The sequence below is a fragment of the Streptomyces sp. NPDC033174 genome, assembly GCF_055577795.1.
Window position 1 is genome coordinate 465,821 of record NZ_JBVIPQ010000001.1, and the last position, 25,980, is coordinate 491,800.

Sequence of the window (25,980 nt, forward strand, 5' to 3'; positions counted from 1 at the left end):
CGGCGTCAGAAGTGGGTTCCGCCGTCGATACGGATCTCGGTGCCGGTGATGAAGCGTCCGTCGGCGGAGGCGAGCATCGCGACGACTGACGCCACCGTCTCGGGACCGGCGAAGCCCTGGCCGAGGGCGGGGGCGAGCTTCATGAAGAGGGACATGTCGGCGTCGGCGGGCAGGCCGGGGCCGACGCTGGACCGGCTGGCTCCGCTGCCGTCGGTCATGCCGGAGGAGATGGAACCGGGCTGTACGGCGGTGAAGCGGATGCCCTGCTTTCCGTACTCGCTGGCCATGGCGTGGGTCATGGACTGGATGCCGCCCTTGCTGGCCGCGTAGGCCGCCATGTACGGGTGCGCGAAGGCCGCCGACGTGGAGCTGAAGTTGACGACGGCGGAGTCGTGCCCGTCCAGGAGCGCCGGTATCGCCTCGCGGATCATCAGGAAGGTGCCCGTCAGATTGACCGCGATGATTCTGTTGAAGTCGGCGAGGCTGGTCTCGTGAGTGTGCCCGGAGCGCAGGATTCCGGCCGCGTTGACGAGCACGTCGAGCCCGCCGAGCGCCCCGAGGGCCGCCGCGACGCCCTCACGTACCGCCTGCTCGTCGGAGATGTCGAGTACGAGCGTGGTGAGCCGCTCCCCCATGGCGCCCGCCTTCTCGACGGTGTCCTTGAGGCCCGCCTCGCTGACATCGGCGGCGACGACGGTGCCGCCCTCGGTGAGAAGGCGCAGGACGGTGGCCTGGCCGATGCCGGATCCGCCGCCGGTGACGAGCGCGCGGCGGCCTTCGTAGCGGTTCATGTGTCTGGAGCCTCCCGATGGTGTCGAAGGCTTCACGGTACGCCTGAGTGGCACGTTTTGCCATGCTTGCATGACATGCCGATGCGGCAGAGCGGGCGTATGCCGGGCGTACGCTTCGTCCGGTGAGCACCAAGCAGCCGCCCCTCTCGCTGACCGAGCGCCGCAAGGCCGCGACCCAGCTCGACATCGCCCGCGCCGCCGCCGAGCTCTTCACCGAGCGCGGCCCCGACGGCACCACCGCCGAGGAGATCGCACACCGGGCGGGGGTCGCCCTGCGCACCTTCTACCGCTACTTCCGCAGCAAGCAGGACGCGGTCGCGCCGCTGCTCGCGGTCGGCGCGGACCGCTGGCGGGAGTCGCTCGCGGCGGCCGGGCCGGGTTCGGCCGTGCCCGCCGCGCTGGAGGCGTCCATCGAGGAGGCGCTGGCCGGCCGGGACGAGGAGGCCGCCGAGGGGCTGCGCCGGACGCGCGGACTGTTGCGCGCAGCGGCGGACGACGCGGCGCTGCGCGCGGTCTGGTACCGGGTCAACCAGGAGTCGGAGGAGAAGCTGCTGCCGGTGGTCTCCGCGCTGGCCGGTCCGGGCGCGGACCCGTTGGAGGTCCGGCTGGCGGCGGCCGCGGCGACGGACGCGATCCGGGTCGCCCTGGAAGCGTGGGCGCGGACGGACGCGCCGGTGACGGGCCCGGGCTCCCCGGCCGCGCTCGCCGTCCGCTGCCTGCGTGAACTGATGGGCGGAATGCGCCCGTTGACGCCGCGGGCGCCTGATCCGAAAGGCGGGCCCTAGTCCAGGGAGTGTCCGCAAAGTATCGTCGTCCGCCCGGAGGCCGGGCGAGACCTTGCGGACACTGCCTAGTCCGCTACGGCGCGGCCCATGAGGACGTCGTCGACGTACGCGCCGCCGAGGTGGAACTCGCCCGGAAGCACACCCTCGACCACGAAGCCCTCTGCCTCGTAGAGCGCGCGGGCCGGCTTGTTGTGGCCGAGCACCCGCAGGGCGATACGGGTCGCGCCCTGCCGCCCGGCCTCCTGCCTGGCCGCACGCAGCAGGGCGCGAGCCACGCCCCGGCCTCGGGCCTCCTCGGCGACCGCGAGCCCCTGGATCTGGCGTACATGGGCGTTGGAGGGGAGCGGCGTCGGCCGGCCGAGGATCACATAGCCGTCGATCCGGCCGTCCTCGCCCTCGGCGACCAGGACGGCCCTGGTCCGGTCAGCGGCGTCGAGGAAAGGCGTGGACAGCGGCTTCGGACCGTTCTGCACGGAGTGGAGCGGCGACCAGACGGCGTTGTCGAGCTCCCGCAGGGCACGGTCGTCGGCGGGGCCGGCGGGACGTATGAGAGGTGTGATCATGCCGCCACTGTCCCACCGGGTGGCGGAGCAGGGCAGGATGTTTTTCATGCACTCCTCGGCTCCCCGTACCCGTATCGCGGTCACCGGCGCGTCCGGACTCATCGGCTCGGCCCTTGTGCGCTCCCTGCGCGCGGACGGGCATGAGGTGCTCCGGCTGGTGCGCCGCCCGGCCCGTACGGCCGACGAGGTCGAGTGGGACCCGAAACGGCTGTACGTGGACGCCGCCGGCCTCGTCGGCTGCGAGGCGTTCGTCCATCTCGCCGGGGCGGGTGTCGGCGAGCGCCGCTGGACCGCGGCGTACAAACGGGAGATCCGCGACAGCAGGGTCCTCGGCACGACCGCCGTGGCGCGGACCCTCGCCTCCCTGGCAGAGCCGCCGAAGGTGCTGGTCTGCGGGACCGCGCTCGGCTACTACGGCGACACGGGCACCCGCGCGGTGGACGAGACGGCGCCGGCCGGTGAGGGGTTCCTGCCGTCGGTGTGCGTGGAGTGGGAGGCCGCGGCGGCTCCGGCCGAGGAGGCGGGCATCCGGGTCGCGTTCGCCCGTACCGGTCTGGTGGTGGCCCGGGAGGGCGGCGCCTGGGGACGGCTGTTCCCCTTGTTCCGGGCCGGGTTGGGCGGACGGATGGGGTCCGGCGGGCAGTACTGGAGTTTCATCTCGCTGCATGACGAGATCGCGGCGCTGCGGCACATCATCGACACCGACGGGCTGGCCGGGCCGGTGAATCTGACGGCGCCGGAACCGGTCACCAACCGCGAGGTGACGGCGGCGATGGGCCGGGTGCTGCGCCGCCCCACGCCCTTCCCGGTCCCCTCGCTCGCCCTGCGGGTGGCGCTCGGCGACTTCGCCGAGGACGTGCTGGGCAGTCAGCGGGTGCTGCCGGGGCGGCTCTTGGAGACGGGGTTCAGCTTCGCGTTCCCGCGCATCGACGAGGCGATCCGGGCGGCCGCACGGGCGTGACCGCCCCGGTCCGTACATCCGTGCGACCCCTTGTGCTCCGGTGATCCGGTGACGCGCGACTCCCCCGCTCCGGGACGCTTTCTAGGCTCGACCGGAACTCGGGCATTCCGGGGGCCTGTTGGGGGCATGAGCCTCCCACCAGCCGGGCCGACCTCGGGGAGGGGCACGTGCTCACCACCGCACGCCATACGGACGTCGTCATTGTCGGAGCAGGGATCGCGGGACTTTCGGCAGCTCATCAGCTGACCAGCGCCGGGGTCACCGTCAGGGTCCTGGAGGCCGCGCCCCGGGTGGGGGGCCGGATGACCACGGAGGTGGTCGACGGCTTCCGGCTCGACCGGATCGGGCAGCTGCTCAACACCTCCTACCCGGAGCTGGAGCGCACTCCGGGCCTGGACGGCGCGGTCATGCGGACCTTCTCGCCGGGGGTCCTGGTGCACGCCGACGGCCGGTACGTCCGCGCCGGCGAGGTGGGCGGCGCCCGATGGGCCGCACCGCACGCGCGGCGGGGTGCGGGCAGGGGCGCCGCACCCAGCCCCTGGGGCGTGGGGAGGGGGTCCGCCCACAGCCCCTGGGGCGTAGGGAGGGGGTCCACCAACGCCCCCTGGGGCGTAGGGGGAGCCTTCACCGTGGCGCGCGCCCTCGCGAGCGCCCCCCGCTCGCTCGACCAGGCCCGTCTGTCCGCCATGCTCGCCCGCCTCGCGGGTACGCCGACCCCGCGCCTGCTGGCACGCCCGGAGCGGACCTCCCAGGAGTCCCTGGCCGCCCGGCTGCCGTCCCGTACCGTCCAGGGCTTTCTGCGGCCGCTGCTGGCGGCGCTGCTCTGCGACCCGGATCTGGCCACCTCCAGCAGGTGCGCCGATCTCGCGCTGCGCGGCTTCGCGCGCGGCCGGCTGTGCGTCCCGGAGGGCGGCGCCTCCGCCCTGCCGGAGCTGCTGGCGGACGCCCTGCCTCCCGGCACGGTCCACACCGGCGTGAGGGTGCGGGACGCGTCGATCAGCGGGGTCGTGACCGAGGAGCACGGCACCTTCGCCTGCCGGTCGGTCGTGCTCGCGACGGGCCCCCGCGCCGCCGCCGAACTCCTTCCGGGGCTGCGCGTACCGTCGTTCCACAGCGTGACGGTGCTCCATCACACCGCGCCCGTTCCCCCGATGACGGACCCGACCCTGCTGCTGGAGGCGGACCCGGCGGGGCCGGTCGCCCACACCGCCGTGATGAGCGAGGTCGACCCGTCACGAGCCCCCCACGGCCGGGTGCTGATCAGTTCGACGGTGCTCGGTACCGCGCCGGACGACCTGGACCGCCGGGTCCGCGCCCATCTGTCCCGGCTGTACGGCACCCCCACCGACGACTGGGAGCTGCTCGCCGTCCACCACGACCCCGAGGCGGTCCCGGCGATGCCCCCGCCGCACGACCCGCGCCGCCCGGTGCGCCTGCTGGCCGGGCTCTACGTCTGCGGGGACCACCGGGACACCAGCACGGTCCAGGGCGCCCTCTTCTCGGGCCGCCGCGCGGCACACGCGGTCCTGCGCGACTTCGGCATCAAGGCCGGCTACGGCGCCGCCGCCCTGGAGACGGCGGCGGCCTAGTCCAGGGGGTGTCTTGTCGGGCAGGGGGCGCTCTCGGCAGCTCCCGTTCTCGGACTGAAGTTCACCCGGGACGACAATTGCATCGAAATGCCCTGCTGTCACTGGCCGCCGACTCGTACGGCGTCCGGCGTTGATGGGGATCTCTGGAAGCGACCAGGCCTGCTTGTCGTCCCACTCGTTCCTATCCTGAACCGCCTGGGGAGCCGAAGTGAGCGCCTTGCAGGTAGCGAGCCAGGGCCGCCACCTTGCCCGACCCGCTGTCTGCGTATGTGACCTGGCCACACCGAGCTCAGTGAGCTCGGTGTCGATCATAAGCCGTGCGTGCATCCCCTCCCGGGCTGTCGAAAGCGACGGCCCTCGCCCTCACGCTGGGTAGCCCCCCACCGACCGCACGCGATTGCCGACGCGGGCGTTTTCCCTCCCGGGAGGTGAGGTGCAAGCTGGAAGTGAGGCCGCCTTCCGATCCCGGGAGCGGGCTCGGGAGACGCGGTCTCGCCACTCCAAGTGAGCTCCCTCGAGCTCGGGAGGAGGGAAGCGAGATGACAGAACAGGCCACCACCGGCACGCGCTGGCACCTCGTCGGCGACTGGTTCGATGTGTGTAAGTGCGCCATACCCTGCCCGTGCACGTTCGCACAGCCCCCGACCTACGGCGACTGCGAAGGCGTAATGGTCTGGCACATCCGGGAAGGCCACTTCGGCGACGCACAGCTCGATGATCTCAACGTCCTGATGCTCGCCTCCTTCGAAGGCAACGCGTGGGCCGGCACGCATACCCACCCGTACGCCGCGGTCTTCCTGGACGAACGCGCCGACGACCGGCAGCAGACTGCACTCGGAGCCATCTTCGGCGGTGAGGCGGGCGGATGGCCAGCACAGTTCGGGGTGATGTTCCACCCCGAGATGCGCGGCACGGACATCGCCCCCATCCACGTGGAGATCGACAAGGATCTTGCCACCTGGCGAGCCGAGATTCCGGGCCGTGTAACGGCAACCGCCGAGGCTCTCACCGGCCCCACCACCCCGAACGGTGCGCGCGTCCAGGTCCACAACGCCCCAGGCTCCGAGGTTGGACCAGGTCAGATGGCCACGTGGGGCAGGGCCACCGTTGATCGCGCCGACGCATTCGGCTTCTCCTGGGAACGCTCCGGCAAGTCGAGCAAGCACTTCCCATTCGACTGGAGCGGCCCCGACTAGCTAGCGCCGCGCACCTAGTGACCTGAGTCGTAGATCCGTCGTCGGTTGGGTGTGACTCGTTCACGACGAGCCTCGGCCGGGTGTCCCGAGGAAGATCACCTAAGCGGATGTCGAGCGGGTGATCGTCAAAACGCTGGAAGAGACACCGAAGAACGCGACGCACTGGTCGACGAGGTCGATGGCCGCGGCGACCGGGATGTCGCAGTCGGCCATCCCGCGGATCTGGCGGGCATTCGCTTTGGCCCCGCACCGGTCCCAGACGTCTCTGCTGTCCACGGATCCGCTGTTCATCGACAAGGTCCGCGATGTCGTCGGCCTCTACCTGGACCCGCCGGAGAAGGCCCTGGTCCTCTGCGTGGACGAGAAGTCTCAGATCCAGGCCCTGGACCGGTCACAGCCGGTCCTGCCGATGATGCCCGGCGCTCCCGAACGACGCAGCCACGACTACATCCGCGCCGGCACCACCACCCTCTTCGCAGCCCTGGAAGTAGCGACCGACAAGGTCATCGGCTCCCTGCACCGGCGCCATCGTGCCGCCGAGTTCAAGAAGTTCCTCGCCAAGCTCGACAAGGAGGTCCCGGCCGACCTCGAAGTCCACCTGATCCTCGACAACTACGCGACCCACAAGACACCTGACGTGAAGAAGTGGCTGCGGGCCCACCCGCGCTTCCACCTGCACTTCACGCCGACCAGTGCGTCATGGCTGAACCTGGTCGAGCGGTGGTTCGCCGAGCTCACACAGAAGAAGCTCAAGCGCGGAGTCCACCGCTCCGTCCAGGCCCTCGAACGCGACATCCGGTCCTGGCTCGCCGACTGGAACAACCACCCCAGGCCCTTCGTCCGGACGAAGACAGCCGACGAGATCCTCGACAAAGTCGCCGCCTACTGCCACCGAATCTCTGACTCAGGCCACTAGCAGGAACCGGGCTGATCTCCCACTTCGCGGGCCCTCGGCCGGAGGAGACTGACAAATACTCAATTCTCTGATCCCGCAGAGCAAGAGCGTCGCAGAAGCAACCCGGTCAGGTCGCCTCGCAGGTCGAGGCATGCTCCCCTGGAAGTATCCCGTAGGGAGACACACCGATGCACCACCGCCGGACCTCCGCCGTCGAATCCGCCCGGTCGCCCGCGCCGACCGGCGCGGGCGGAGGGTTGCTGCCGGCACGGGAGCTCGCGGCCGCCTGGTTCCTGGTGATCCTCATCGCGGTGCCCGCCTGGGTGCTGACGGTCGGGCAGGCTCGGGACATGGGGGTCGAGCCGGGCACGATGGGAATGGCGCTGCCGCTGTTCCTGGTGCTGTGGGTGACGATGATGGCGGCCATGATGCTGCCGTCCATGGCGCCGGTGGCCATCACGTGGGGGCGGGGGATCGGCCGGCAGTCCTCCGGCTGGACGCGGACCCTGCGCACCGTCGCGTTCGTGGGCGGGTATCTGGTGGTGTGGACCGCCTTCGGGCTGGTCGCCTATGCGGCGCTGTCCCTCACCGGCGGTCTGGTGGACGACCACCCGACCGCTGGGCGCTGGATCGGCTCGGTGGCCTTCCTACTCGCGGGCCTGTACCAGCTCGGGCCTCTCAAGTATGTGTGTCTGCGGCACTGCCGCGATCCCATGAGCCATCTGATGCACTACGCCGGTTTCCGGCCTCCGGCCCGCGACCTGCGGGTGGGCGTCCACCACGGCGCCTACTGCGTCGGCTGCTGCGGCGGGCTGATGGTCGTCTTCGTTCCGCTCGGCGTGATGAACGTGGCGGCGATGGCCGGACTGGCCGTGGTGATCTTCGTAGAGAAGCTCTGGTTCCGGGGCCCTCTGCTCGCCCGGCTCGTGGGCGTCACCTTCCTGGTCCTCGCGGTGCTCGCGCCTTTCCAGGACTGGCTGCTGCCGGGGCTGGAGGGCCCGATGCCGTTCATGGATGACATGTGACTCATCTGCTCACTGCGGAACGGGCCGTCCGCCAGGCCGCTCGCCGGCAGCTGAAGAAACCCGCACTGGACACGCAGAAGGGCACCAGGTAGTTGAATAGCACCCTCAACCAGGTCGCCACCGTAGCGTCCCCTGACGCGATCACCGCGCCTTGGTTAACCAGCGAGAGCAAGGTGCCCACCAGGAGGGCGATCGGCACGCACCTCGACAGCGAGGCCGCCGAGAACACCGTCGCCAGAAGTCGCGGGGCCGCTTCGGCGCTCATGCGTGTGCTCGCTTCAGATGCGCCCGTGCGCTGCCCCTTCGACGTCCCCGCTGCTGAAGACGTAGTCGGCCGTCTCGCCGTACGACGCCTCGTAACTCAGCCCGAAGGCGTCGGAACGCCCCGTAGCCCTGCCGACCTCGAATTCGGGCGCGAACCCGAACATGGCATTCCTGATCTTCGTCGAGCCGCCATCGGGGCCGGTCAGCGGCTCGTACGACAGTTCCGTCCTGCCTTCGACCGTGAAGCCCGGCCGGTCCCCGTCGGTGAGGGAGACCCCCGCCCGCTCCATGCCCAGGTACTCGCCGTAGAACTGCGAGAGCTGACCGAACGGCCCGCCTTCCCGGCCGGCCAGGATGCGCTCCAAGGCACCGGCCTGCCCGTCACTGGCCGCACTGTCCACAACCAGCCCGACCTTCCAGTTGCCGGAGGACAGGTTGGACGGGAAGTGGTTGTAGAACGCGAAGTCCACACCAGACAGGTCCAGGTCGTCCAGATTCCCCTCGGCCACGTGGAACACCGCGGTGCCCAGGCACTCTGTACCGCCCTTCGCGTCCCGGGGCTGGCCGTCGTACGGGCAGCTGCACAGCACCGCGCACGAGCAACCGGCCACGTAGGTGCCGGAGATCGTCCATGACATGACTGCTCCCCTTCTTCGAGGGTGATGGCGGCGAGCGTCGCCTGCGCCTTAGTCCTGTACTTTTACGCTAGACCTGCCAAATAGGCATGTAAACGGCGTTTCGGGACGGCCTTCCACCTCCAGGACGGGAGGCTGACGTGGTCGGCGGACGCCGTGACACGCTGGTGATCCCGGCCGTGCGTCTGTACCTCCTCGACCCCGCCACCGGCAAGAAACGCGACGTCCGCCGCTTCCACTACGACGAGGCTCCATCGAGCGTGGCCTTTGAGTACAAGGGTCTGCTCATCGTCGGTGGCACGGCGTACGAACGCTCGCCACTCGATGGCAGAGCGGCTTGCAGGCAGGCTGCGAAACAACTCGCCCACCGACTCGCGGCCGAGCACCAGCTGACCCACGTCGTCTACCGCAACGCCAGCCGCGTCCCCCGCAACCCTCGCAAAGAGCGCCGTGGCGTACAACGCGGGCACCCTCAATCAGAGCCGGGCGCCGGCGTCACCCAGGTTGAGGTGTTCGATGGCTTCAACTGCGGCTGGATCAGCCACCAGGATCCCGACAAGGCCCACCGGACGATCAGGAGCGTGGAAGAGGCAGCCGAGTGGCCGATTTCCCCCGCGCTGCCGCCGCTCATTCCGGCTCCGTCCGGACATCAGCATCGGGTGAAGGAGAGCGCCGGCCAGAACCGGGCTGGAGTGGCTGAGCGCGGGAGGTCGGGTTACACCGTTCCAGGAGGAGCAGCCGAGCGGTTCGGCGCCTGGCAGACGGTCTGCAACCGCTTCGTGCGATGGCGGGACGCGGGTGCCTTCCAGGCCCTGCTGGAAGGCGTGATTGCTGAGGCCGCCCGCTGAGGCGAGATCGACATGCCCCTGGTCAGCGTGGACTCCACCACCGCGCGGGCTCAACATGATGCGGCGGGCATGCGGGTCAGCGAGGAGACGCTGGCCGCACTCGAGGAAGCGGCCTCGCAAAAGGGGGAGCGTGCGAGGAACAAGGCGGACAGGGCGGCGGTACCCGGTGCGGGCCGAGCGGCGACGTATCCGCCGCAGACGGCGGGCTCGCCTGACGGCTGCCCTGCTCGGCCGGTCCCGCGGTGGGCTGACCTCCACGATCCACCTGGCCGCCGACCGGCACTGCCGGCCGATGGCGATCGTCCTGACCGCCGGGCAGGCCGCCGACAGCCCCCAGTTCATCTCCGTCTTGCAGAAGGTGCGCATCCGCCTGCCCGTCGGCCGCCCCCGCACCGCCCCTAGTACCACCCGCACGGAGGCCGGGGCCGCCTTCCCGGCGGCCCCGCGCCCGGTCGCACGCGCCGTGCTAGCCGATCGCCGCCACGCGGTCCCTGTAGGTCCGCACGGCCGACGCGTCGCGGTACGGCTCCAGCCTCCGCTCGAAGTCGCGTACGTACTCCACGGCCCGTGCGGAGCGCATCTCCGAGGCCTGCTGCGCCGCCTCCGCGCCCAGGGCGCACGCCTGGTCCAGCTCGCCGAGGCCGAGCCGGGCCGAAGCCAGCACCACCCGGCTGAAGAGCCGGCTCCGGGCGTAGGCGGGTGAGCGGAGCTGCAGCGAGCGCTCCGCGTGCTGGGCCGCGGCCCGGTACTGCTGGAGATCGCGGTGGCAGTGGCCGAAGTCGGAGGCCAGCTGCGCCTCGTCGAAGGCCCGCGCCCAGTACGGCATCTCGTCCCCGGGTCTGGCCGCTTCGAGGGCCCGCTCGGCGCGGGCGAGCGAGGCGCTGCACGCCCGTACGTCGCCGAGGACCCCGTGTCCGCGCGCCTCGACCGCGTGCAGCAGGGCCTGGACGACGGGCGGCGCCGCGGAGCCGAGGCCCTGCTGGGCGACCCGGGCGAGCTGGACCGCTTCGCGCCCGTGCCCGAGATAGACCGCCTGCCGGCTCATGGTGATCAGGACGTACGAGCCGTAGGCCCGGTCGCCCGCCGCCTGGGAGAGCCGCAGGGCCTGGACGAAGTAGCGCTGGGCCAGTCCGTGCGCCGCGATGTCGTACGAGGTCCAGCCGGCCAGCCGGGTCAGATCGGCGGCCGCCGCGAAGAGGCGCCGTCCGACGGTCTCGCCGTACGTCCCGCGCAGCATCGGCTCCGCCTCGTGCTCCAGATAGCGCACGAGGGCCTGGCGGGCGTGTCCCCCGCCGTAGGCGTGGTCGAGGGTGCGGAAGAGCTCTCCGACGGAGCGCAGCGCCGCGATGTCCCCGCCGGAGACGCGCTGGCCGGGCCCGCGGTCGGTGGTGCGCTGGCGCGGTACGGAGGGGCGGCCCTGGACCGGGATGCGGGCGGCGTGCGGGGCGGGCTCGCCTCGGCCCACCCGGTCGTCGGCCCGCCCGATCAGCCAGTCGCGGCTGGGGACGACCAGCCCGGCCGGGGTGAAGGCGATCTTGCGGAGTTCGGCGTGGCTTCCGGAGTCCTTGCGCCACAGGCCGCCGACGATGTCGACGGCCTCCTCGGGGGTGGCCGCGAACTCCAGACCGGCGTAGACCGGGGCGCAGGCGTCGAGGCCGAGGTCCTGGGCGGACAGCCGCCGGCCCAGGCGCCGGGTGAAGACCTCGGCGATCAGAGCGGGTGTGGTGCCGCGCGGCTGCTGGCCGCGGAGCCAGCGGGTCACGGAGGTCTTGTCGTACCGGAGATCGAGGCCGTGCTCGAGGCCGAGCTGGTCGACCCTTCTGGCGAGTCCGGCGTTGGAGAATCCGGCCTCGGCGATGAGCGCGGCGAGCTGGCGGTTCGGGGTGCGCTGCGGGGGTCGTTCCGTCATCAGCTGTGCGGTCTCCTGCCTTCCGGGCCCCGGGGTGCAGCCCTCATGGAACGGCGTGAATTTAGCGGCCCCGGTCGCCCAAACCGCCACCTTCGCCCCACATTCATCCGATCGTGTGAGGATTGGGGGCGGCGCTGACGGGAACGACCTGCCGGTCCGTCTTTCATACCGCCGCCGTACAGTGGCGGGGGCGCGTTAAGTGCACGGTGCAGTTGCTAGGGAGGCATTGCCGTGAGTGAGCTGCGATTCGTCCATCTGGGCTTCGGCGAAGACGCCGTCGAGTACCAGGAGGCGTGGGACAAGCAGCGCGAGGTGCACGCGGCCCGGTTCGCCGACGAGATCCCGGACACCTGTCTGCTCCTGGAGCACCCGCCGGTCTACACGGCGGGGCGGCGCACGGCGGACAGCGAGCGCCCCCTGGACGGGACCCCGGTCGTCGACGTGGACCGCGGCGGGAAGATCACCTGGCACGGCCCCGGCCAGCTCGTCGGCTACCCGATCCTGAAGCTGCCCCGCCCGGTGGACGTCGTCGCGCACGTCCGCCGCCTGGAGGACGCGCTGATCCGCACGGCCGCCGAGTTCGGCCTGGAGACCAGCCGGGTCGAGGGGCGCAGCGGCGTCTGGGTCCTGGGCGACCCCGTCGAGGAGCGCCCGTCGGTCGGCGGCCTCTCGCTGGACTTCGACCCGCGGCTGCACGACGAGGAGTTCGACCCCCGGCTCAACGGCCCCGAGTACGCCCCGTCCAACGCCGGCCAGCGCCGGGAGGACCGCAAGCTCGCGGCGATCGGCATCCGCGTCGCCAAGGGCGTCACCATGCACGGCTTCGCGCTGAACGTGAATCCGGACAACACCTGGTTCGACCGGATCGTCCCCTGCGGCATCCGGGACGCCGGCGTGGCCTCGCTCGCGAGCGAGCTGGGCCGCGACATCACGATCGCCGAGGTGCTGCCCGTCCTGGAGAGGCATCTGCGGGACGTACTGCAGAACGCGGAGCTCAGGCCCCGTGAGATCGAGCGGGCGGCGGAGACGGCCGGCGCTTAGGGAATGCCGGGCTCTGGCCTCAGGTTGGCCAGACGTAAGGCCGCAGGAACAACGGGCGTACCCTGGTGTGCGCCGAAGAATCGAAGCTACAGGGAGCCGATGTGTCCGCAGTCGCACCCGACGGACGCAAGATGCTGCGCCTGGAGGTCCGGAACAGCCAGACCCCCATCGAGCGCAAGCCCGAGTGGATCAAGACCCGGGCGAAGATGGGTCCCGAGTACACCAAGATGCAGAGCCTCGTGAAGAGCGAGGGCCTGCACACGGTCTGCCAGGAAGCGGGCTGTCCGAACATCTTCGAATGCTGGGAGGACCGCGAGGCCACCTTCCTCATCGGCGGTGACCAGTGCACCCGGCGCTGTGACTTCTGCCAGATCGACACGGGCAAGCCCGAGGCGCTCGACCGTGACGAGCCCCGCCGCGTCGGCGAGTCCGTCGTCACCATGGACCTGAACTACGCCACCATCACCGGCGTCGCCCGCGACGACCTGGAGGACGGCGGCGCCTGGCTGTACGCGGAGACCGTGCGCCAGATCCACGCCCAGACTGCGGACCGCGCCGAGGGCCGCACCAAGGTCGAGCTGCTCGCGCCCGACTTCAACGCGGTGCCGGAGCTGCTGGCCGAGGTCTTCTCCTCGCGCCCCGAGGTCTTCGCGCACAACGTCGAGACGGTGCCGCGGATCTTCAAGCGGATCCGTCCCGGTTTCCGTTACGAGCGTTCGCTGGAGGTCATCACCAAGGCCCGCGACTACGGCCTGGTGACCAAGTCGAACCTGATCCTCGGTATGGGCGAGACCCGCGAGGAGGTCAGCGAGGCGCTGCAGCACCTGCATGACGCGGGCTGCGAGCTGATCACGATCACCCAGTACCTGCGTCCGTCCGTGCGCCACCACCCCGTCGAGCGCTGGGTGAAGCCGCAGGAGTTCGTGGAGCTGAAGGAGGAGGCCGACGAGATCGGCTTCTCCGGTGTGATGTCGGGGCCGCTGGTCCGCTCCTCGTACCGCGCCGGGCGGCTGTTCCAGCAGGCGATGGAGCGGCGCGGCGCGACGGCGGCCCCCCAGGCCGGCTAGCTCCTTCACCCCCGCGCCGTGTGAATCGGCGCACAAGCTATTACCCGCCAGTAATGGCCGGTTCGACGTGGCCCGTACGGTCCCCGCAGGTCGGGGCGCTCGTATGGGCCACATCGGCATGCGGGGGCTCGGTATCAGGGATTCATTGGTGTTTGACCGTCCGGTCACGCCCTGGTAACACCAATCAGTGAGCCTTGGCTGACACCCCGCCGCGACCTTTGCCGCGACCCCCCACCTCGTCTCATCCGCCTTGAGGGAGGACCCACCACCATGCAGGCCGCGACGCATGTACGCGCCCACGCCATCCCGTCCGTCACCGGTGCTCTGCGCGCCGTGGAGGCGCTGCTTCTGAGCAGCGGCCAGCGGACCGCCCGCCGCAACGCCTGGACGTCCGTACTGGAGGACCGCCGCCGCGCCAAGGACCGGGTCGAGGCCCAGCACGTAATGGAGGCCGTGGCTGGTCGTGCTTCGCGGGCCACGTAAACTTCCAGACATGGCGAGGAAGGCAAACACAGACAGCGTTGACGCTGATGCGAACCCCGGGCGACTGAAGCAGGTCGTTCTGACGTACAAGATGACCCGCAAGGCCGATCCGAAGGTCGGTCTTGTCGTCGCAGGTGTGGGCATCGTCACTCTCGGCGTCCTCCTCGCGATCGGTTTCCTGATCGGTCACCCCGTCTATCTGGGCATCCTGGGCTTCATCCTGGCTCTGCTCGCGATGGCGATCGTCTTCGGCCGCCGCGCAGAGAAGGCCGCCTTCGGTCAGATGGAGGGGCAGCCGGGCGCCGCCGCCGCGGTCCTGCAGAACGTGGGACGCGGCTGGACGACGACCCCGGCGGTGGCGATGAACCGCAGCCAGGACGTCATCCACCGGGCGGTGGGCAAGGCCGGTGTCGTGCTGGTGGCCGAGGGCAACCCGAACCGGCTCAAGACCCTGCTGGCCGCGGAGAAGAAGAAGATGGCCCGCATCGTGGTGGACGTGCCGGTGCACGACATCATCGTCGGCAACGGCGAGGGCCAGGTGCCGCTGAAGAAGGTCCGTACGACCATGCTGAAGCTGCCCCGGGTGCTCTCCGGCCCCCAGGTCACGGCGGCGAACGACCGGCTGCGGGCGATGGGCGACCTGATGAGCAACATGCCGCTGCCGAAGGGCCCGATGCCCAAGGGCATGCGGATGCCGCGCGGCGGAAAGATGCGCTGACGCCGAAGAAGCGCGGACACGGAACACGACAAGAGGGGCTCCCCGGTCCGACCGGGGAGCCCCTCTTTCGGTGCGTGTTCTCTGTGTCCGCGCTTCTGTGCCTGTTCCTCTGTGTCCGCGCTTCTAGATCCGTACCTGGACCGCGCGGGCGAGCCGGTCGTGCAGGCCGCGGCCGTCCCGGTCCCAGATCAGCGCGGGGATCGCCAGGCAGAGCAGGGCGCTGCGGACGACCACCCGGACGGCGCCGAGGCGTCCCCCGTCGGCGGAGATGACGCGCAGACCCATCAGCCGCTTGCCGGGGGTGCTGCCGATCGTGCCCACCGTCAGCACGCTCAGGACGAACAGAACGAGCGTGGCCCAGTTGCCGGCCGCGTTCCAGTGACCCGGCGCGATCAGCCCGTATGCGATCAGCATGCACAGGCCCCAGTCGATGAAGACGGCCCCGAAGCGGCGCCCGAGGGGCGCGATGGAGCCGGGGCCTTCCTCGGGCAGACCGAGGCGCCGGCCCCGGTAACCGAAGTCGACGCCCATGTCCTCGGCCGCCGCGCGCGGTCCGGAGAGCCAAGATCCGATTGCTTGCCTGTTGTCCACCCGGCCACGGTACTGCGCCCGTTTTTGATCACTTCGGCCCGGGTCGGCGCCGTGGCTCGAAAGGCACATCCGCACCCGGCCCGGTTAACTTGGTCGAAACAAATGGGTCACGCTTGAGAAATCCCGTCTGCCTATGGTCGGGTCCAGCGTGTGCCACCGCACTGGCCGCACGACCGAGCTACAACCCCGCCCTTCCCGGGTCGGGAGTAGGAGGAGTTGGATGTTCCAGAACGCCGACGACGCCAAGAAGTTCATCGCGGACAACGACGTCAAGATGGTGGACGTCCGTTTCTGCGACCTTCCGGGCGTGATGCAGCACTTCACGATCCCGGCGACGGCGTTCGACCCGTCCGAGGAGCTCGCCTTCGACGGCTCGTCGATCCGCGGTTTCCAGGCGATCCACGAGTCCGACATGGCGCTGCGCGCCGACCTGTCCACGGCGCGGCTCGACCCGTTCCGCAAGGACAAGACGCTCAACATCAACTTCTTCATCCACGACCCGATCACGGGCGAGCAGTACAGCCGTGACCCGCGCAACATCGCCAAGAAGGCCGAGGCGTACCTCGCGTCCACCGGCATCGCGGACACCGCGTACTTCGGTCCCGAGGCCGAGTTCTACGTCTTCGACTCGGTCCGCTTCGAGACCTCGGCGAACCAGGGCTTCTACCACATCGACTCCGAGGCCGGCGCCTGGAACACCGGCAAGGTCGAGGACAACCGTGGTTACAAGGTCCGCTACAAGGGCGGCTACTTCCCGGCCCCGCCGGTCGACCACTTCGCCGACCTGCGCTCCGAGATCTCCCTGGAGCTGGAGAACGTCGGCCTCCAGGTCGAGCGCCAGCACCACGAGGTCGGCACCGCCGGCCAGGCCGAGATCAACTACAAGTTCAACACGCTGCTCGCCGCGGCCGACGACCTGATGCTCTTCAAGTACATCGTGAAGAACGTCGCCTGGCGCAACGGCAAGACCGCGACCTTCATGCCGAAGCCGATCTTCGGTGACAACGGCTCGGGCATGCACGTGCACCAGTCGCTGTGGGCCAACGGCGACCCGCTGTTCTACGACGAGACCGGCTACGCGGGCCTCTCGGACACCGCCCGCTACTACATCGGCGGCATCCTGAAGCACGCCCCGTCGCTGCTCGCCTTCACCAACCCGACGGTGAACTCGTACCACCGCCTGGTCCCCGGCTTCGAGGCCCCGGTCAACCTGGTCTACTCGCAGCGCAACCGCTCCGCGGCCATGCGTATCCCGATCACGGGCTCGAACCCGAAGGCCAAGCGCGTCGAGTTCCGCGCGCCGGACCCGTCCTCCAACCCGTACCTGGCCTTCTCGGCGCTGCTGCTGGCCGGCCTCGACGGTGTGAAGAACAAGATCGAGCCGGCCGAGCCGATCGACAAGGACCTCTACGAGCTCGCCCCGGAGGAGCACGCGGGCGTCGCCCAGGTCCCGACCTCCCTCCCGGCGGTCCTCGAGGCGCTCGAGGCGGACAACGAGTACCTGCAGGCCGGCGGTGTCTTCACCTCCGACCTGATCGAGACGTGGATCGACTACAAGCGCACGAACGAGATCGCCCCGATCCAGCTGCGCCCGCACCCGCACGAGTTCGAGCTCTACTTCGACATCTAAGCACCGCGGGTCGTACGACCTGTTCATGACCGAGGCCCCGCCGCTCTCCCCCGAGAGCGGCGGGGCCTCGGCGCGTCATGCGCCGTTCCGCGTCAGCGGCCGTATCGGATCAGCGCCCTGACCATCCGGCAGGTGGTGTCCGACGGCGGGTGGACGCCGATGCGCTCCGCCGTGTTCCGTATCGTGCGGTTGTGGGCCTGCGCCGTGTCGTAGACGCCCGAGTCGAGCAGGGCGATCGCCAGACGCATGGCCTTGAGGCGGCGGTTGTGGGTGACGTACCACTCGCGGGGCAGTCCCGCCGGGAGTGGCTTCCTCTGCAGAGGCTTCCAGGGTTCGAGGGGCAGCGTCGTGAGTGCGGCAACAGCCATCGGCGACCTCCTGGCGCACGGGGGGTGAGGGCCCTCCCCGGGACCCTCGCCTTCATCCCCGATTTTACTGGGGGGCACTGACAATCGGCCCTGGCCAGAAGGGCATTGCGGGGGTGTGCGGGACGTGGTGGGGAGACGCGTGGGAGTACCGTGGCGGCATGGAGATCTGGATCAATCCCGCGTGTTCCAAGTGCCGCAGTGCGGTGAATCTGCTCGACGAGGAGGGCGCGCAGTACACCGTGCGCCGCTACCTGGAGGACGTGCCCTCCACGGACGAGATCAAAGAGGTCCTCGACCGGCTCGGGCTCGAGCCGTGGGACATCACGCGGACGCAGGAGGCGGCGGCGAAGGAGCTCGGCATGAAGGAGTGGCCGAGGGAGGAAGCCTCGCGCGAGCGCTGGATCGGGGCGCTGGCCGCCCACCCGAAGCTGATCCAGCGGCCGATCATCACGGCGGACGACGGCACGGCGGTGGTGGCGCGGACGGACGAGGCGGTACGGGACGTCCTGTCCCGCTGAGTCAGCCGCTCAGGAACTCCGCGATCCGGCGGAGCCCGTCCTCGCGCGCGGCGATCGGCAGGGAGTGGTGGGTGGTCCCCGGCAGGGTGAGCGTCTCCATGTCCGGGAGCAGCCCGGCCGCCACGGCGGCGACCTTGCGGACGTCATGGGCCCTGCTGTGCTCGGCGAGCAGCAGCAGGGCCGGCGGTCTCAAGCCGCGCAGGGCCTCGGTTGCCGGGCGGGGGCCGGTGACGGGCCTGACGGTCGGGAAGCCGGCGGCGAGGGCGGCGAGCCGTATCCACTCGGGGTCGAGGCCGGCGCCGCCGGTCTCCCATTCCAGGAAGGACCGGATGCGGGCGGGGGTGGGGCGGACCAGCATCGGCAGGGCGCGCAGCAGGTAGCGCGGACTGAAGCCGGTGAACGTGTTCGTCGGGTCGAGCAGGACGAGCCGGTCGACCCGGGAGGGCGCCCGGAGCGCGAAGTGCATGGCCGTCCAGGCACCGTACGAGTGCCCGACGAGCGCCGTGGCAGGCAGGCCGAGGCCGTCGAGCAACGCGTCGAGCCAGCCCGTCAGATCGCCGGCCTCTCGGATGGGCCGGTCACCCGGGACGCTGCGGCCGGGGTCGCCGACCAGGTCGACGGCGTGGACGCGGTGGGTGCGGCCCAGCGCGGCGGCGGTGGCGTACCAGAGGGTGGAGGTGGCACCGCCGCCGGGCAGCAGGACCACGGGTCTTCCGCCCTCGGGGCCGTGGCTGTGCACATGGGTGGTGCCATAGGGCGTGAGGAGGTCGCGGTGGGTGGTGTGCGCGGGCCACTTGGCGAGCACGGCGTCATAGGCGCGAAGGAACGCGTCGGTGGGGGCGGTGGCGGCCATCTGTTTCCTCCGGAAAGCTCGCTGGGCGATAATCTCGCTCAACGAGATAATAGGAGAGAGATGGATCGTCCGACCGAAGAACCCGAGAGGGAGATCTTTCATCTGCTGCGCGCGGTGACCGTCGAATTCGGCCTGCGGCAGGCCCGGTTCGCGAGCGATAGCGGCATGCACGCCACCGACGTACGCGCGCTGATCTGCCTGCTGGACGCCGAGCGGGCCGGTACGGCCGCCACCGCCGGCTGGTTGGGAGCCCGGCTCGGTCTCAACTCGGCCGGTACGACGGCGCTGATCGACCGGCTGGAGCGGCTGGGCCACCTCGCACGCGTACGGGACGAACGGGACCGCCGACGGGTGCTGCTGCGTGTCGGGGACGGGGCGAAGGAGCTGGGGTGGGCGTACTTCGGCCCGCTGATCGCACGGACGGAGGCACTGCTGCGCGGCTTCGAGGAGGGTGAGGTCGCCGCGGTGCGGCGCTTCCTGCTGGGCGTGGGAGACATCCTCGGCGCCGAGGGCCCCGGAAGGGCGGGGAAGTAAGGGGTGTCCGGGCGAGGGGCCCGGCGGTCTGGTATCAATCCGGACGTGGCGGGGACATGGGTCGACATGGCGGAGGCGCTCGGCGCCGACCTCCATCTGGAGCTGACCGGGTCCGGCAGCCGCCGGACGGTGCTGACGCGGGCGTTGCGGGAGGCCGTGCGCGGGGGGCGCCTGGCGCCGGGGACCCGGCTGCCGCCGTACCGCTCGTTGGCCGCCGATCTCGGGATCGCCCGCAACACCGTCGCCGACGCGTACGCCGAACTCGTCGCCGAGGGATGGCTCACCGCCCGGCAGGGATCGGGCACACGGGTCGCCCGGCGCGCGTCCGGGACATCCATGGCGTCCGGGGCGCGGGGGGCGGCCGTCCGGCCGGTGGAGGGGCCCCCGGCGGCGGCGCCCCCCACATACGACCTGACGCAGGGCAAACCGGACCCGTCCGCCTTTCCCCGGACCGCCTGGCTCGCCTCCGCCCGGCGGGCGCTGACCGCCGCGCCGCACGAGGTCTTCGGGCCGGGCGATCCGCGCGGGCGTGTGGAGCTCCGCAGGGCGCTCGCAGGGTACCTGGCGCGGGTCCGGGGGGTGCGGACGGATCCGGAGCGGATCGTGCTGTGCTCGGGCACCGCGCACGCGCTGCGGCTCCTCGCGGGGGTCGTGGGCGGCCGGTGGGCAGTGGAGTCGTACGGTCTGCCGTTCCATCGCGGGCTGCTCGCCGAGGCGGGCGTGCGGGCCGTCCCGGTGGGGGTCGACGAGCACGGCGCTCTCGTACGGGAGCTGGACCGGCGCTGCCGGGCGGTGCTGCTGACCCCGGCGCACCAGTTCCCGACCGGCGGCCCGCTGCACCCCGAGCGGCGCGCGGCCGTCGTGGAGTGGGCGCGGTCGACCGCCGGGCTCGTCCTGGAGGACGACTACGACGGGGAGTTCCGGTACGACCGCCGACCCGTGGGCGCGCTGCAGGGCCTCGCCCCGGAGCATGTGGCGCTGATGGGTTCCGTGAGCAAGAGCCTCTCCCCCACCCTGCGGATCGGCTGGATGGTGCTTCCCGAAGCGCTGGTCGACGCCGTGGTGGCGGCGAAGGGCCTGCGCGAGCAGTACGCCTCCGCCACCGAGCAGTTGACGCTCGCGGACTTCATCGAGTCGGGGGCGTACGACCGTCATGTGCGGAAGATGCGCCAGCGCCATCGGCGGCGGCGCGACCGGCTCGTGGCGACGCTGGCCGAGCGGGTGCCGGAGGAGGTCCGGGTGTCCGGGATCGCGGCGGGGCTGCACGCCGTACTGGAGCTGCCGCCGGGGGGCGAGCGGCGCGTACTGGAGGCGGCGGCCGCCCACGGGCTGGCCGTGGAGGGGCTGAGCGGCTATCTGCATCCGGCGGCCGGTGCGCCGGGACGGGACGGCCTGGTCGTGGGCTACGCGACGCCCCCGGAGCACCTCTACGGCGCGGCCCTGGACGCGCTCTGCCGGGCACTGGCGGCCGCCTGGGAGAGCTTTGGTACGGAAGTGATTCCTGGGGCCGTTGAGCAGAACCGCCTTGCTACTCGTACGTAACGGCACACGGAACCGATCCGGCCGCCGTTCTCGGCCGGGAACAGGAGCCTCAAGTGCCCCACGTGTCACGCAGGAAGATCCTCAGCCGGAAGAAGAAGGTGGCGCTGTTCGTCGGCGCGACCGTGCTCGTCGGCGGTACGGCGGTGGTGATGACCGGGACGAGCCAGGCCTCCGTGGCCTGCGACGGTCTCGCCACCGCGCTGAGCAACAACGAGAAGTTCATCGCCGACCAGCGGGCGAACCCGGACGCGCTGTCGTCGGCGCGGATCGCCAACCGGGAGGCCGTGATCGCGGAGATCAGGCGGAAGCAGGCGGCCTCGGCGTGTGGCGGGGAGGAGGAACAGCCGCCGGCCGCGCAACAGCCGCCCATGGCCGAGCAGCCACCGGCCGAGCAACCGCCCGCCGCCGAACAGCCGCCGGCGTCCGAGGAGCCGCCCGCCGCCGATCCGCCCGCTCAGCAGCCCGGCGAGGGGGCGGCCGGCGAGGTCGTCTGTGCCGGTTCCACCGTCACCCTCTCCGGGGAGGGCGGCGCGCCCGCCGCGTCCAGCAACCAGTTCCCGATCGGCACCCGCCTCAAGGTGACCAACCTCGACAACGCCAAGTCCACGACCGTCGAGGTGACCTCGGTGTCCGGCAGCTGCGCCCTGCTCAACAACGAGGCCTTCGAACAGGTCCGCGAGCCCGGCAAGTTCCTCATCCGCAAGGCGAGGATCGAGCGGGTCGGCTGACCGGGGGGCCGACGCGGTCAGGGGCGGTGCCGTTGCCCTCCGCAGGGTCGACATCAGCGGGATCACTGGTCCTCAGCGAGGACAGATGGACCGCTTTGTCACCGTACGGTGGGATTCATGCGCAACTGGATGTTCGGCGGCGTGTACGGCACCGTCCTGGCCAGCGCCCTGCTGGCCGCTCTGCACAGCGAGGGCGAGCGATACACCCCCTACTACGACTCGGCCTGGATCCTGGTGACGGCTGTCGCCGCCGCCCTGGTCCACGGCTACGCCCACCACATGTCGACCCACCGGCCGGGTACCGGTGCGATCCGCTGGCGGCGGCTGCTGCGGGCGCTGTTCGACGAGTGGCCGGTCGTGGCCGCCTGTGTGCCGACCGTGTTGCTCCTGCTGATCGCCGGGATGGCCGGCTGGGAGGAGCAACCGGTCAGCACGACGGGTCTGACCATCAACGCCGTGCTGCTGGCCGGGTGGGGCACCTTCGCGGCGCTCAAGGCGGGCTACCGGCGCCGCTCGGCGGTCCTGGTCGGCGCGGCGGACGCGGCGATCGGCCTGGCCATCGCCGTGGCGAACGCCGTGCTCAAGTAGCCGGCCTCGGCCACCGGGACGCTGTGCGTCCTGGGCGCCGACAGCGCTCACGCCCGGGGCCCTCATTTTTGTGACGGGGCCTGGGCCCGCACCTGGGCCTCCGCCTCGGCGAGGATCTCCGTCATCCGCAGCCCGAAGCGCGCGTCGCAGGGATGCGCCCGCCCGGTCCGTACGGACTCAAGAAGCGCGTCCACGGCGGCTCCGAAGGAGCCGATCGCGTCCCCCCAGACGGGCAGCTCCGCCCTCCCGTGCTCGCCGAACAGCTCGACGCCCACGCCCGCCGCCTTCACCGGAGCGCTGAGGCCGAGCGTGGCCGTGCTCCCCGCTCCCGAGGCGTGGCTCAGGACGAGATGGCGGGTGTCCGCGGGCCCCGCCACCGCCGTCACCTGTGACACGTCACCGAGGACGGGGAGGAGCACGGACAGCACATGCGGACCCACGTCCCACAGGCCGCCCTTCTGCCGCCGCCAGGGCGAGGCGGCATACGCGCTCGTCGCGCCGGGGACGAACAGCGCGCCCAGCCAGCGGGCCTGCCCCAGGAACCAGCCGCCCATCGCCGCCTGCTCGTCGATCCAGCCCGCGGTCTCCCCGGCGAACCGCAGCGTGCAGAAGACCACGGAGGCGACCCCGGCGCCCTCCGCCGCGGCCACCACCTCCCGCGCCCCGGCCACGGTGGTGGCGACCGGTTTGTCGAGGAGGAGGTGGCATCCGGCCGCGGCGGCGCGGGCCGCGTACGGCGCCTGGACGTCAGGCGGCAGCGCGCAGGCGATCGCGTCGCTGGCGGCGAGGAGGGCGTCCACGTCGTCGTACGCCCGGGTGCCGTGGGCGGCGGCGAGTGCGGCGGCGGCGTCGGCGCGTCTGCCCCACACACCGCTGAACTCGATACCGGGGTGGCCGGCCAGCGCGGGCGCGTGAGTGCGCTCCGCCCAGGTGCCCGTGCCGAGAAGTCCGATGCGCGGCTTGGTCATAGGAGCCAGTCTGCCCCGCGCCCCGCTCCACCCACCGGACAAAAAGCGATGGGCGCCCGCCATGTCCGGTGTTACGTTCTCGGAGCCGGCCGCGGGACTCCGGTGCGACTTCCGGGACTTGCCTATGAAGCAGTGATTTCGCTGATCGCGCCCCCATTCCCCGGCCGGCTTCCTCCTTCTCCAGCGGCACACGGGGGCACGCATGGCAGTCGAGACCTTCGCCGATCTGGTCGCGGCCGAGGACGTCCTGCTCTTCGTGAACTCGGCGGTGACCTCGACCGGGCAGCGGGAGTTCCGTTCGGAGGCGTACGAGCAGCGGCTGTCGCTGTCCTTCGTGCACGAGTACGTCCGCGTCAACTACCGCCCGCTGTACGCGGCTTCGCTCGCCCTGGACATCAACGACCACAACGCCGGCCTGATCATCGAGCAGTTGCTGCGGACGCCGGACGAGGCGGACGCGGAGCAGAAGCGGGTTGAGGGGCGGCTGATCGCGGCCCGGCTGGCGCTGCTGCCGCCGCAGCGGGTGTACCGGATCTTCCGCGCGCTGCGCGCCGCCAGGGTCAACAACCGCCGCACCCGCGCGATCGTGCGTGACTGGCTGGCCGCGCGTCCCGATCTCGGCCATGACGCCGTGAAGTACCGCGCGGGTCTCAGGACGGCGGCCCGTCACGCACACCTCCACCTGCGTGACAGCGCGGCCGAAGGGGCGAGCACGTCGTCGGGCTCGGGTGAGTACGGTGATTTCCTCTTCGCGCCGGGCCGCCGGGTCCGCTACGAGCACGCCTTTCTGGACGCCCACCGGCGGGCGCACTTCGAGCAGTCCGCGCTGTACGAGCTGCCGTTCACGGTCGCGGAGGGGTTCGCCGCGAGGCACGGGGTGCGCCGCGAGGTCTTCCTGGAGCGGATCGCCCCCCGGATGACCCGGCTCGAGCGGCTGCGGACGCAGCGCACCGGCCCGGGGACGGACCTCACCACCATGCCGCTGACCCGGCTCGCGCTCTATGTCCTCTCCCTCGGGTTCGAGGAGCGGAGGGCTCGGCGCGCGGAGCTGACGGGCGCGCTGCGGGCCGCCGCGCGGCGGGCGGCCGGCCCGCACGCCGGGACCTGGGGCCGGGTCGCCGCGGTCCTGGACGACAGCTACTCGGCCTCCGGCTCGGGCGTGAAGCGCCGCCGTCCCCTGGCGGTGGCGCTGGGCTGCCACTTCCTGCTGGAGGCGCTGGCGGAGAGGTACTCGCCGCTGTGGACCTCGGGCGGCCGCGATCCGCTGCTCGTACGCCCGTGGGGTCCGACCCCGCTCGGTACGCGGATCGTCGACGCTCTGGAGCACCGGCCGCAGCGGCTCGTCGTCGTGTCGGACGGCTGGGACAACGCCCCGCCGGGCCTCGCGGGCGAGGTCCTGCGCGTCTGGCGTACGCGGCTCGATCCGGGCCGGCTGACCAGCGTGGTTCATCTGAACCCCGTATACGACGCCGACGGTTTCGATGTGCGGCGCCTCGCGCCGAGTGTGCCGACCGCGGGGATCAGGGACGCGGAGGACCTGCCGGCGCTGGTGGAGATCGCACAGTTCGCGGAGGGCCGTACGGGCCTGCCCGAGCTGCGGGCGTATCTGGACCGGCGCGTCGAGCGCTTCGTGGGGGAAGGAACGCCGTCGTGACCCGGATCGATCTGACGGGCCTGTCGGCCCGCCCCTCCCAGGTGTGGGGCGGGATCCGTCTCGTGCCGCTGGTGCGTGAGCGGCCCGTGGAGGGGCTGCGGCTGCACCGCGAGATCTACGGCGGCGCCGGCCGGGTGGAGGTCGGCGACGGCACGGCGTACACCTCGTACATCCCCCACGGCTTCGTCGCGGACTGGTCGGGCGACGGCGGACAGTCGGCGTCCTACGGCACACAGCTCGGTGACATGTCGCACCACCACGTGCCGGTACGCCGCCACCACCGCATGGCCAAGCGGCTGCGCGCCAAGGGCGGCAGGAACGGCAAGAACGGCCTGGAGAACCGGCTGCGCTTCCTTCCGCTGCATCTCGCCCTGGAGGGCTATCTGGCGCTGCACTTCGGCGGGCCGTCCGTGGTCTGGGAGGAGTGGTCCCAGCAGGCGGTACGCCAAGGCCTTTCCCCGCGCGCCGAGGACGCGTACGCGGGGTGGGAGGTGCGCGGTCTGGCGGAGGCGCTGCGGGTCTTCGAGATCCACCCGGGACAGTGCGGTGTGATGGTGTACGCCTCCGACACCCTGGCCGCGGCCTTCGTCGTGCCGCACCCCGACGACTACCGCCTGCTGCATCCCACGCTCCTGCAGGACCTGTACGGCGAGCTGGTGCACCAGTACGCCTTCTTCGGCGCGCCGGTCCCGGAGTTCGGCGCCCGTATCCGGGACACGCCCCATCTGCGGACCCTCGCGGATCTCCGGGCGGCGGCGACGGCGCAGGAGCGGGCCTGGACGGAGGCACACGGCGAGCTGATGGCGGACGGACTGCTGGAGACGCCGTACGCCTTCGAGCGGGTCTACCGCATGGGCGAGTACGCCCTGCACCGTTTCCTGCCGCCCTTCCACCGTGGAGAGCGGGAGCAGCACATCGGCGAGCTGATCACGGACCACAAGGGCCGCGCGGCCTATCTGAAGACCTTCCGTCTCTCGGAGAACCAGATCCGGCGCGGCCATCTGCTGCACAGCCTGGCCGATCACGACTGGCATGTCGGGCGTACGGCGCAGGCGCTGGGCACCGGTTACGAGGAGCTGGTGCGCCGGATCCGGGGGGCCGGCTTCGCGTCGCTGCTCAACGCCCACGCGGTCGGGCGGCACATCCGGAAAACGAAGGAAACCTGAGTAACACGGGGTTCACATTCGAGCAACGGAAGGGAAATCCCGTATTGCGAAGCTGCGCTCATACCCGCAG

At 71.2% G+C, this 25,980-nt stretch carries 26 protein-coding genes and 2 pseudogenes; 19 read left to right on the plus strand and 9 right to left on the minus strand.

Translation table 11 applies throughout. The annotated features are described in order from the left end of the window. Positions 1-5: 5 nt before the first annotated feature. Complete coding sequence (locus tag ACZ5VC_RS02180) at positions 6-791, minus strand: SDR family NAD(P)-dependent oxidoreductase (RefSeq protein WP_469118214.1); 786 nt, start codon at positions 789-791, stop codon at positions 6-8. A 122-nt stretch (positions 792-913) separates the two neighbouring features. Between ACZ5VC_RS02180 and ACZ5VC_RS02185 the strand changes: the two genes are divergently transcribed. Further along, positions 914-1,576, plus strand: coding sequence for a TetR family transcriptional regulator (locus tag ACZ5VC_RS02185; protein ID WP_469118215.1), 663 nt, complete (start codon positions 914-916; stop codon positions 1,574-1,576). 65 nt (positions 1,577-1,641) lie between these two features. Here the strand turns inward: ACZ5VC_RS02185 and ACZ5VC_RS02190 are convergent, their stop codons facing one another. Further along, complete coding sequence (locus ACZ5VC_RS02190; protein ID WP_469118216.1) at positions 1,642-2,139, minus strand: GNAT family N-acetyltransferase; 498 nt, start codon at positions 2,137-2,139, stop codon at positions 1,642-1,644. Positions 2,140-2,176: 37 nt separating this feature from the next. Between ACZ5VC_RS02190 and ACZ5VC_RS02195 the strand changes: the two genes are divergently transcribed. The 5 genes and pseudogenes from ACZ5VC_RS02195 to ACZ5VC_RS02215 all read left to right on the plus strand — a co-directional run bounded on the left by ACZ5VC_RS02195 (position 2,177) and on the right by ACZ5VC_RS02215 (position 7,805). Further along, a complete protein-coding gene (locus ACZ5VC_RS02195) occupies positions 2,177-3,100 on the plus strand; it encodes a TIGR01777 family oxidoreductase (protein ID WP_469118906.1) in 924 nt (307 codons plus the stop codon). 167 nt (positions 3,101-3,267) lie between these two features. Beyond that, on the plus strand, positions 3,268-4,689 hold the full coding sequence (locus ACZ5VC_RS02200; RefSeq protein WP_469118217.1) for an NAD(P)/FAD-dependent oxidoreductase: 1,422 nt from the start codon (positions 3,268-3,270) through the stop codon (positions 4,687-4,689). 539 nt (positions 4,690-5,228) lie between these two features. Further along, positions 5,229-5,885: a DUF1326 domain-containing protein gene (locus ACZ5VC_RS02205; RefSeq protein ID WP_469118218.1), complete on the plus strand. Its 657-nt coding sequence runs from the start codon at positions 5,229-5,231 to the stop codon at positions 5,883-5,885. A gap of 64 nt (positions 5,886-5,949) precedes the next feature. After that, positions 5,950-6,801 (plus strand): annotated as a pseudogene (locus ACZ5VC_RS02210) (IS630 family transposase); the annotation flags it as partial. Positions 6,802-6,968: 167 nt separating this feature from the next. Next, complete coding sequence (locus ACZ5VC_RS02215) at positions 6,969-7,805, plus strand: DUF2182 domain-containing protein (protein WP_469118219.1); 837 nt, start codon at positions 6,969-6,971, stop codon at positions 7,803-7,805. 1 nt (position 7,806) lies between these two features. On the opposite strand, the gene nrtS is transcribed toward ACZ5VC_RS02215, so the two are convergent. Next, entirely contained in the window at positions 7,807-8,070 is a 264-nt protein-coding gene (nrtS, locus tag ACZ5VC_RS02220; protein ID WP_469118220.1) for a nitrate/nitrite transporter NrtS, read from the minus strand. 13 nt (positions 8,071-8,083) lie between these two features. Beyond that, positions 8,084-8,707, minus strand: coding sequence for a DUF1326 domain-containing protein (locus ACZ5VC_RS02225; protein ID WP_469118221.1), 624 nt, complete (start codon positions 8,705-8,707; stop codon positions 8,084-8,086). A gap of 569 nt (positions 8,708-9,276) precedes the next feature. Here ACZ5VC_RS02225 and ACZ5VC_RS02230 point away from each other — a divergent pair. After that, a pseudogene (locus ACZ5VC_RS02230) lies at positions 9,277-9,970 on the plus strand (transposase family protein); the annotation flags it as partial. A 48-nt stretch (positions 9,971-10,018) separates the two neighbouring features. Here ACZ5VC_RS02230 and ACZ5VC_RS02235 read toward each other — a convergent pair. Next, positions 10,019-11,461 (minus strand): regulator, encoded by a 1,443-nt coding sequence (locus ACZ5VC_RS02235; protein WP_469118222.1) that lies wholly within the window; start codon positions 11,459-11,461, stop codon positions 10,019-10,021. Positions 11,462-11,692: 231 nt separating this feature from the next. On the opposite strand from ACZ5VC_RS02235, the gene lipB reads away from it, so the two are divergent. The 4 genes from lipB (at position 11,693) to ACZ5VC_RS02255 (ending at position 14,770) form a co-directional block, all read left to right on the plus strand. Next, positions 11,693-12,502, plus strand: coding sequence for a lipoyl(octanoyl) transferase LipB (gene lipB, locus ACZ5VC_RS02240; RefSeq protein ID WP_469118223.1), 810 nt, complete (start codon positions 11,693-11,695; stop codon positions 12,500-12,502). Between the two features lie 101 nt (positions 12,503-12,603). Continuing rightward, positions 12,604-13,569 (plus strand): lipoyl synthase, encoded by a 966-nt coding sequence (lipA, locus tag ACZ5VC_RS02245; RefSeq protein ID WP_469118224.1) that lies wholly within the window; start codon positions 12,604-12,606, stop codon positions 13,567-13,569. 270 nt (positions 13,570-13,839) lie between these two features. Further along, entirely contained in the window at positions 13,840-14,052 is a 213-nt protein-coding gene (locus ACZ5VC_RS02250) for an SCO2195 family GlnR-regulated protein (RefSeq protein WP_469118225.1), read from the plus strand. A gap of 10 nt (positions 14,053-14,062) precedes the next feature. Then, a complete protein-coding gene (locus ACZ5VC_RS02255) occupies positions 14,063-14,770 on the plus strand; it encodes a DUF4191 domain-containing protein (protein ID WP_468705176.1) in 708 nt (235 codons plus the stop codon). A 123-nt stretch (positions 14,771-14,893) separates the two neighbouring features. Here ACZ5VC_RS02255 and ACZ5VC_RS02260 read toward each other — a convergent pair whose 3' ends face one another. Further along, positions 14,894-15,361, minus strand: a complete 468-nt coding sequence (locus tag ACZ5VC_RS02260; RefSeq protein WP_469118226.1) for an RDD family protein — start codon at positions 15,359-15,361, stop codon at positions 14,894-14,896. Positions 15,362-15,581: 220 nt separating this feature from the next. Here ACZ5VC_RS02260 and glnA point away from each other — a divergent pair, with 220 nt between their 5' ends. After that, positions 15,582-16,991 carry a type I glutamate--ammonia ligase gene (glnA, locus tag ACZ5VC_RS02265; RefSeq protein ID WP_469118227.1) on the plus strand — a complete coding sequence of 470 codons (1,410 nt, stop codon included), beginning with the start codon at positions 15,582-15,584 and terminating at the stop codon, positions 16,989-16,991. 92 nt (positions 16,992-17,083) lie between these two features. Here the strand turns inward: glnA and ACZ5VC_RS02270 are convergent, their stop codons facing one another. After that, complete coding sequence (locus ACZ5VC_RS02270; RefSeq protein ID WP_468705182.1) at positions 17,084-17,359, minus strand: hypothetical protein; 276 nt, start codon at positions 17,357-17,359, stop codon at positions 17,084-17,086. A gap of 158 nt (positions 17,360-17,517) precedes the next feature. On the opposite strand from ACZ5VC_RS02270, the gene ACZ5VC_RS02275 reads away from it, so the two are divergent. Beyond that, positions 17,518-17,877: an arsenate reductase family protein gene (locus tag ACZ5VC_RS02275; RefSeq protein ID WP_469118228.1), complete on the plus strand. Its 360-nt coding sequence runs from the start codon at positions 17,518-17,520 to the stop codon at positions 17,875-17,877. A 1-nt stretch (position 17,878) separates the two neighbouring features. Here the strand turns inward: ACZ5VC_RS02275 and ACZ5VC_RS02280 are convergent, their stop codons facing one another. Next, positions 17,879-18,730 carry an alpha/beta fold hydrolase gene (locus ACZ5VC_RS02280; protein ID WP_469118229.1) on the minus strand — a complete coding sequence of 284 codons (852 nt, stop codon included), beginning with the start codon at positions 18,728-18,730 and terminating at the stop codon, positions 17,879-17,881. A 60-nt stretch (positions 18,731-18,790) separates the two neighbouring features. On the opposite strand from ACZ5VC_RS02280, the gene ACZ5VC_RS02285 reads away from it, so the two are divergent. The 4 genes from ACZ5VC_RS02285 to ACZ5VC_RS02300 all read left to right on the plus strand — a co-directional run bounded on the left by ACZ5VC_RS02285 (position 18,791) and on the right by ACZ5VC_RS02300 (position 22,122). Continuing rightward, complete coding sequence (locus tag ACZ5VC_RS02285; protein ID WP_469118230.1) at positions 18,791-19,264, plus strand: MarR family transcriptional regulator; 474 nt, start codon at positions 18,791-18,793, stop codon at positions 19,262-19,264. A 66-nt stretch (positions 19,265-19,330) separates the two neighbouring features. After that, the gene (pdxR, locus tag ACZ5VC_RS02290) at positions 19,331-20,806 is read left to right on the plus strand and encodes a MocR-like pyridoxine biosynthesis transcription factor PdxR (RefSeq protein WP_469118907.1); all 1,476 of its coding nucleotides are present in this window, start codon (positions 19,331-19,333) and stop codon (positions 20,804-20,806) included. 62 nt (positions 20,807-20,868) lie between these two features. Continuing rightward, complete coding sequence (locus ACZ5VC_RS02295) at positions 20,869-21,534, plus strand: RlpA-like double-psi beta-barrel domain-containing protein (RefSeq protein ID WP_469118908.1); 666 nt, start codon at positions 20,869-20,871, stop codon at positions 21,532-21,534. A 117-nt stretch (positions 21,535-21,651) separates the two neighbouring features. Next, a complete protein-coding gene (locus tag ACZ5VC_RS02300) occupies positions 21,652-22,122 on the plus strand; it encodes a hypothetical protein (RefSeq protein WP_468705190.1) in 471 nt (156 codons plus the stop codon). 62 nt (positions 22,123-22,184) lie between these two features. Here ACZ5VC_RS02300 and ACZ5VC_RS02305 read toward each other — a convergent pair whose 3' ends face one another. Further along, positions 22,185-23,090 carry a Gfo/Idh/MocA family protein gene (locus ACZ5VC_RS02305; protein WP_469118231.1) on the minus strand — a complete coding sequence of 302 codons (906 nt, stop codon included), beginning with the start codon at positions 23,088-23,090 and terminating at the stop codon, positions 22,185-22,187. A 202-nt stretch (positions 23,091-23,292) separates the two neighbouring features. On the opposite strand from ACZ5VC_RS02305, the gene ACZ5VC_RS02310 reads away from it, so the two are divergent. Both ACZ5VC_RS02310 and ACZ5VC_RS02315 read left to right on the plus strand, forming a co-directional pair. After that, positions 23,293-24,744: a hypothetical protein gene (locus ACZ5VC_RS02310; RefSeq protein WP_469118232.1), complete on the plus strand. Its 1,452-nt coding sequence runs from the start codon at positions 23,293-23,295 to the stop codon at positions 24,742-24,744. Then, positions 24,741-25,910, plus strand: coding sequence for an ARPP-2 domain-containing protein (locus tag ACZ5VC_RS02315; RefSeq protein WP_469118233.1), 1,170 nt, complete (start codon positions 24,741-24,743; stop codon positions 25,908-25,910). Before ACZ5VC_RS02310 ends, ACZ5VC_RS02315 begins: the two co-directional genes overlap by 4 nt. Positions 25,911-25,980 lie beyond the last annotated feature (70 nt).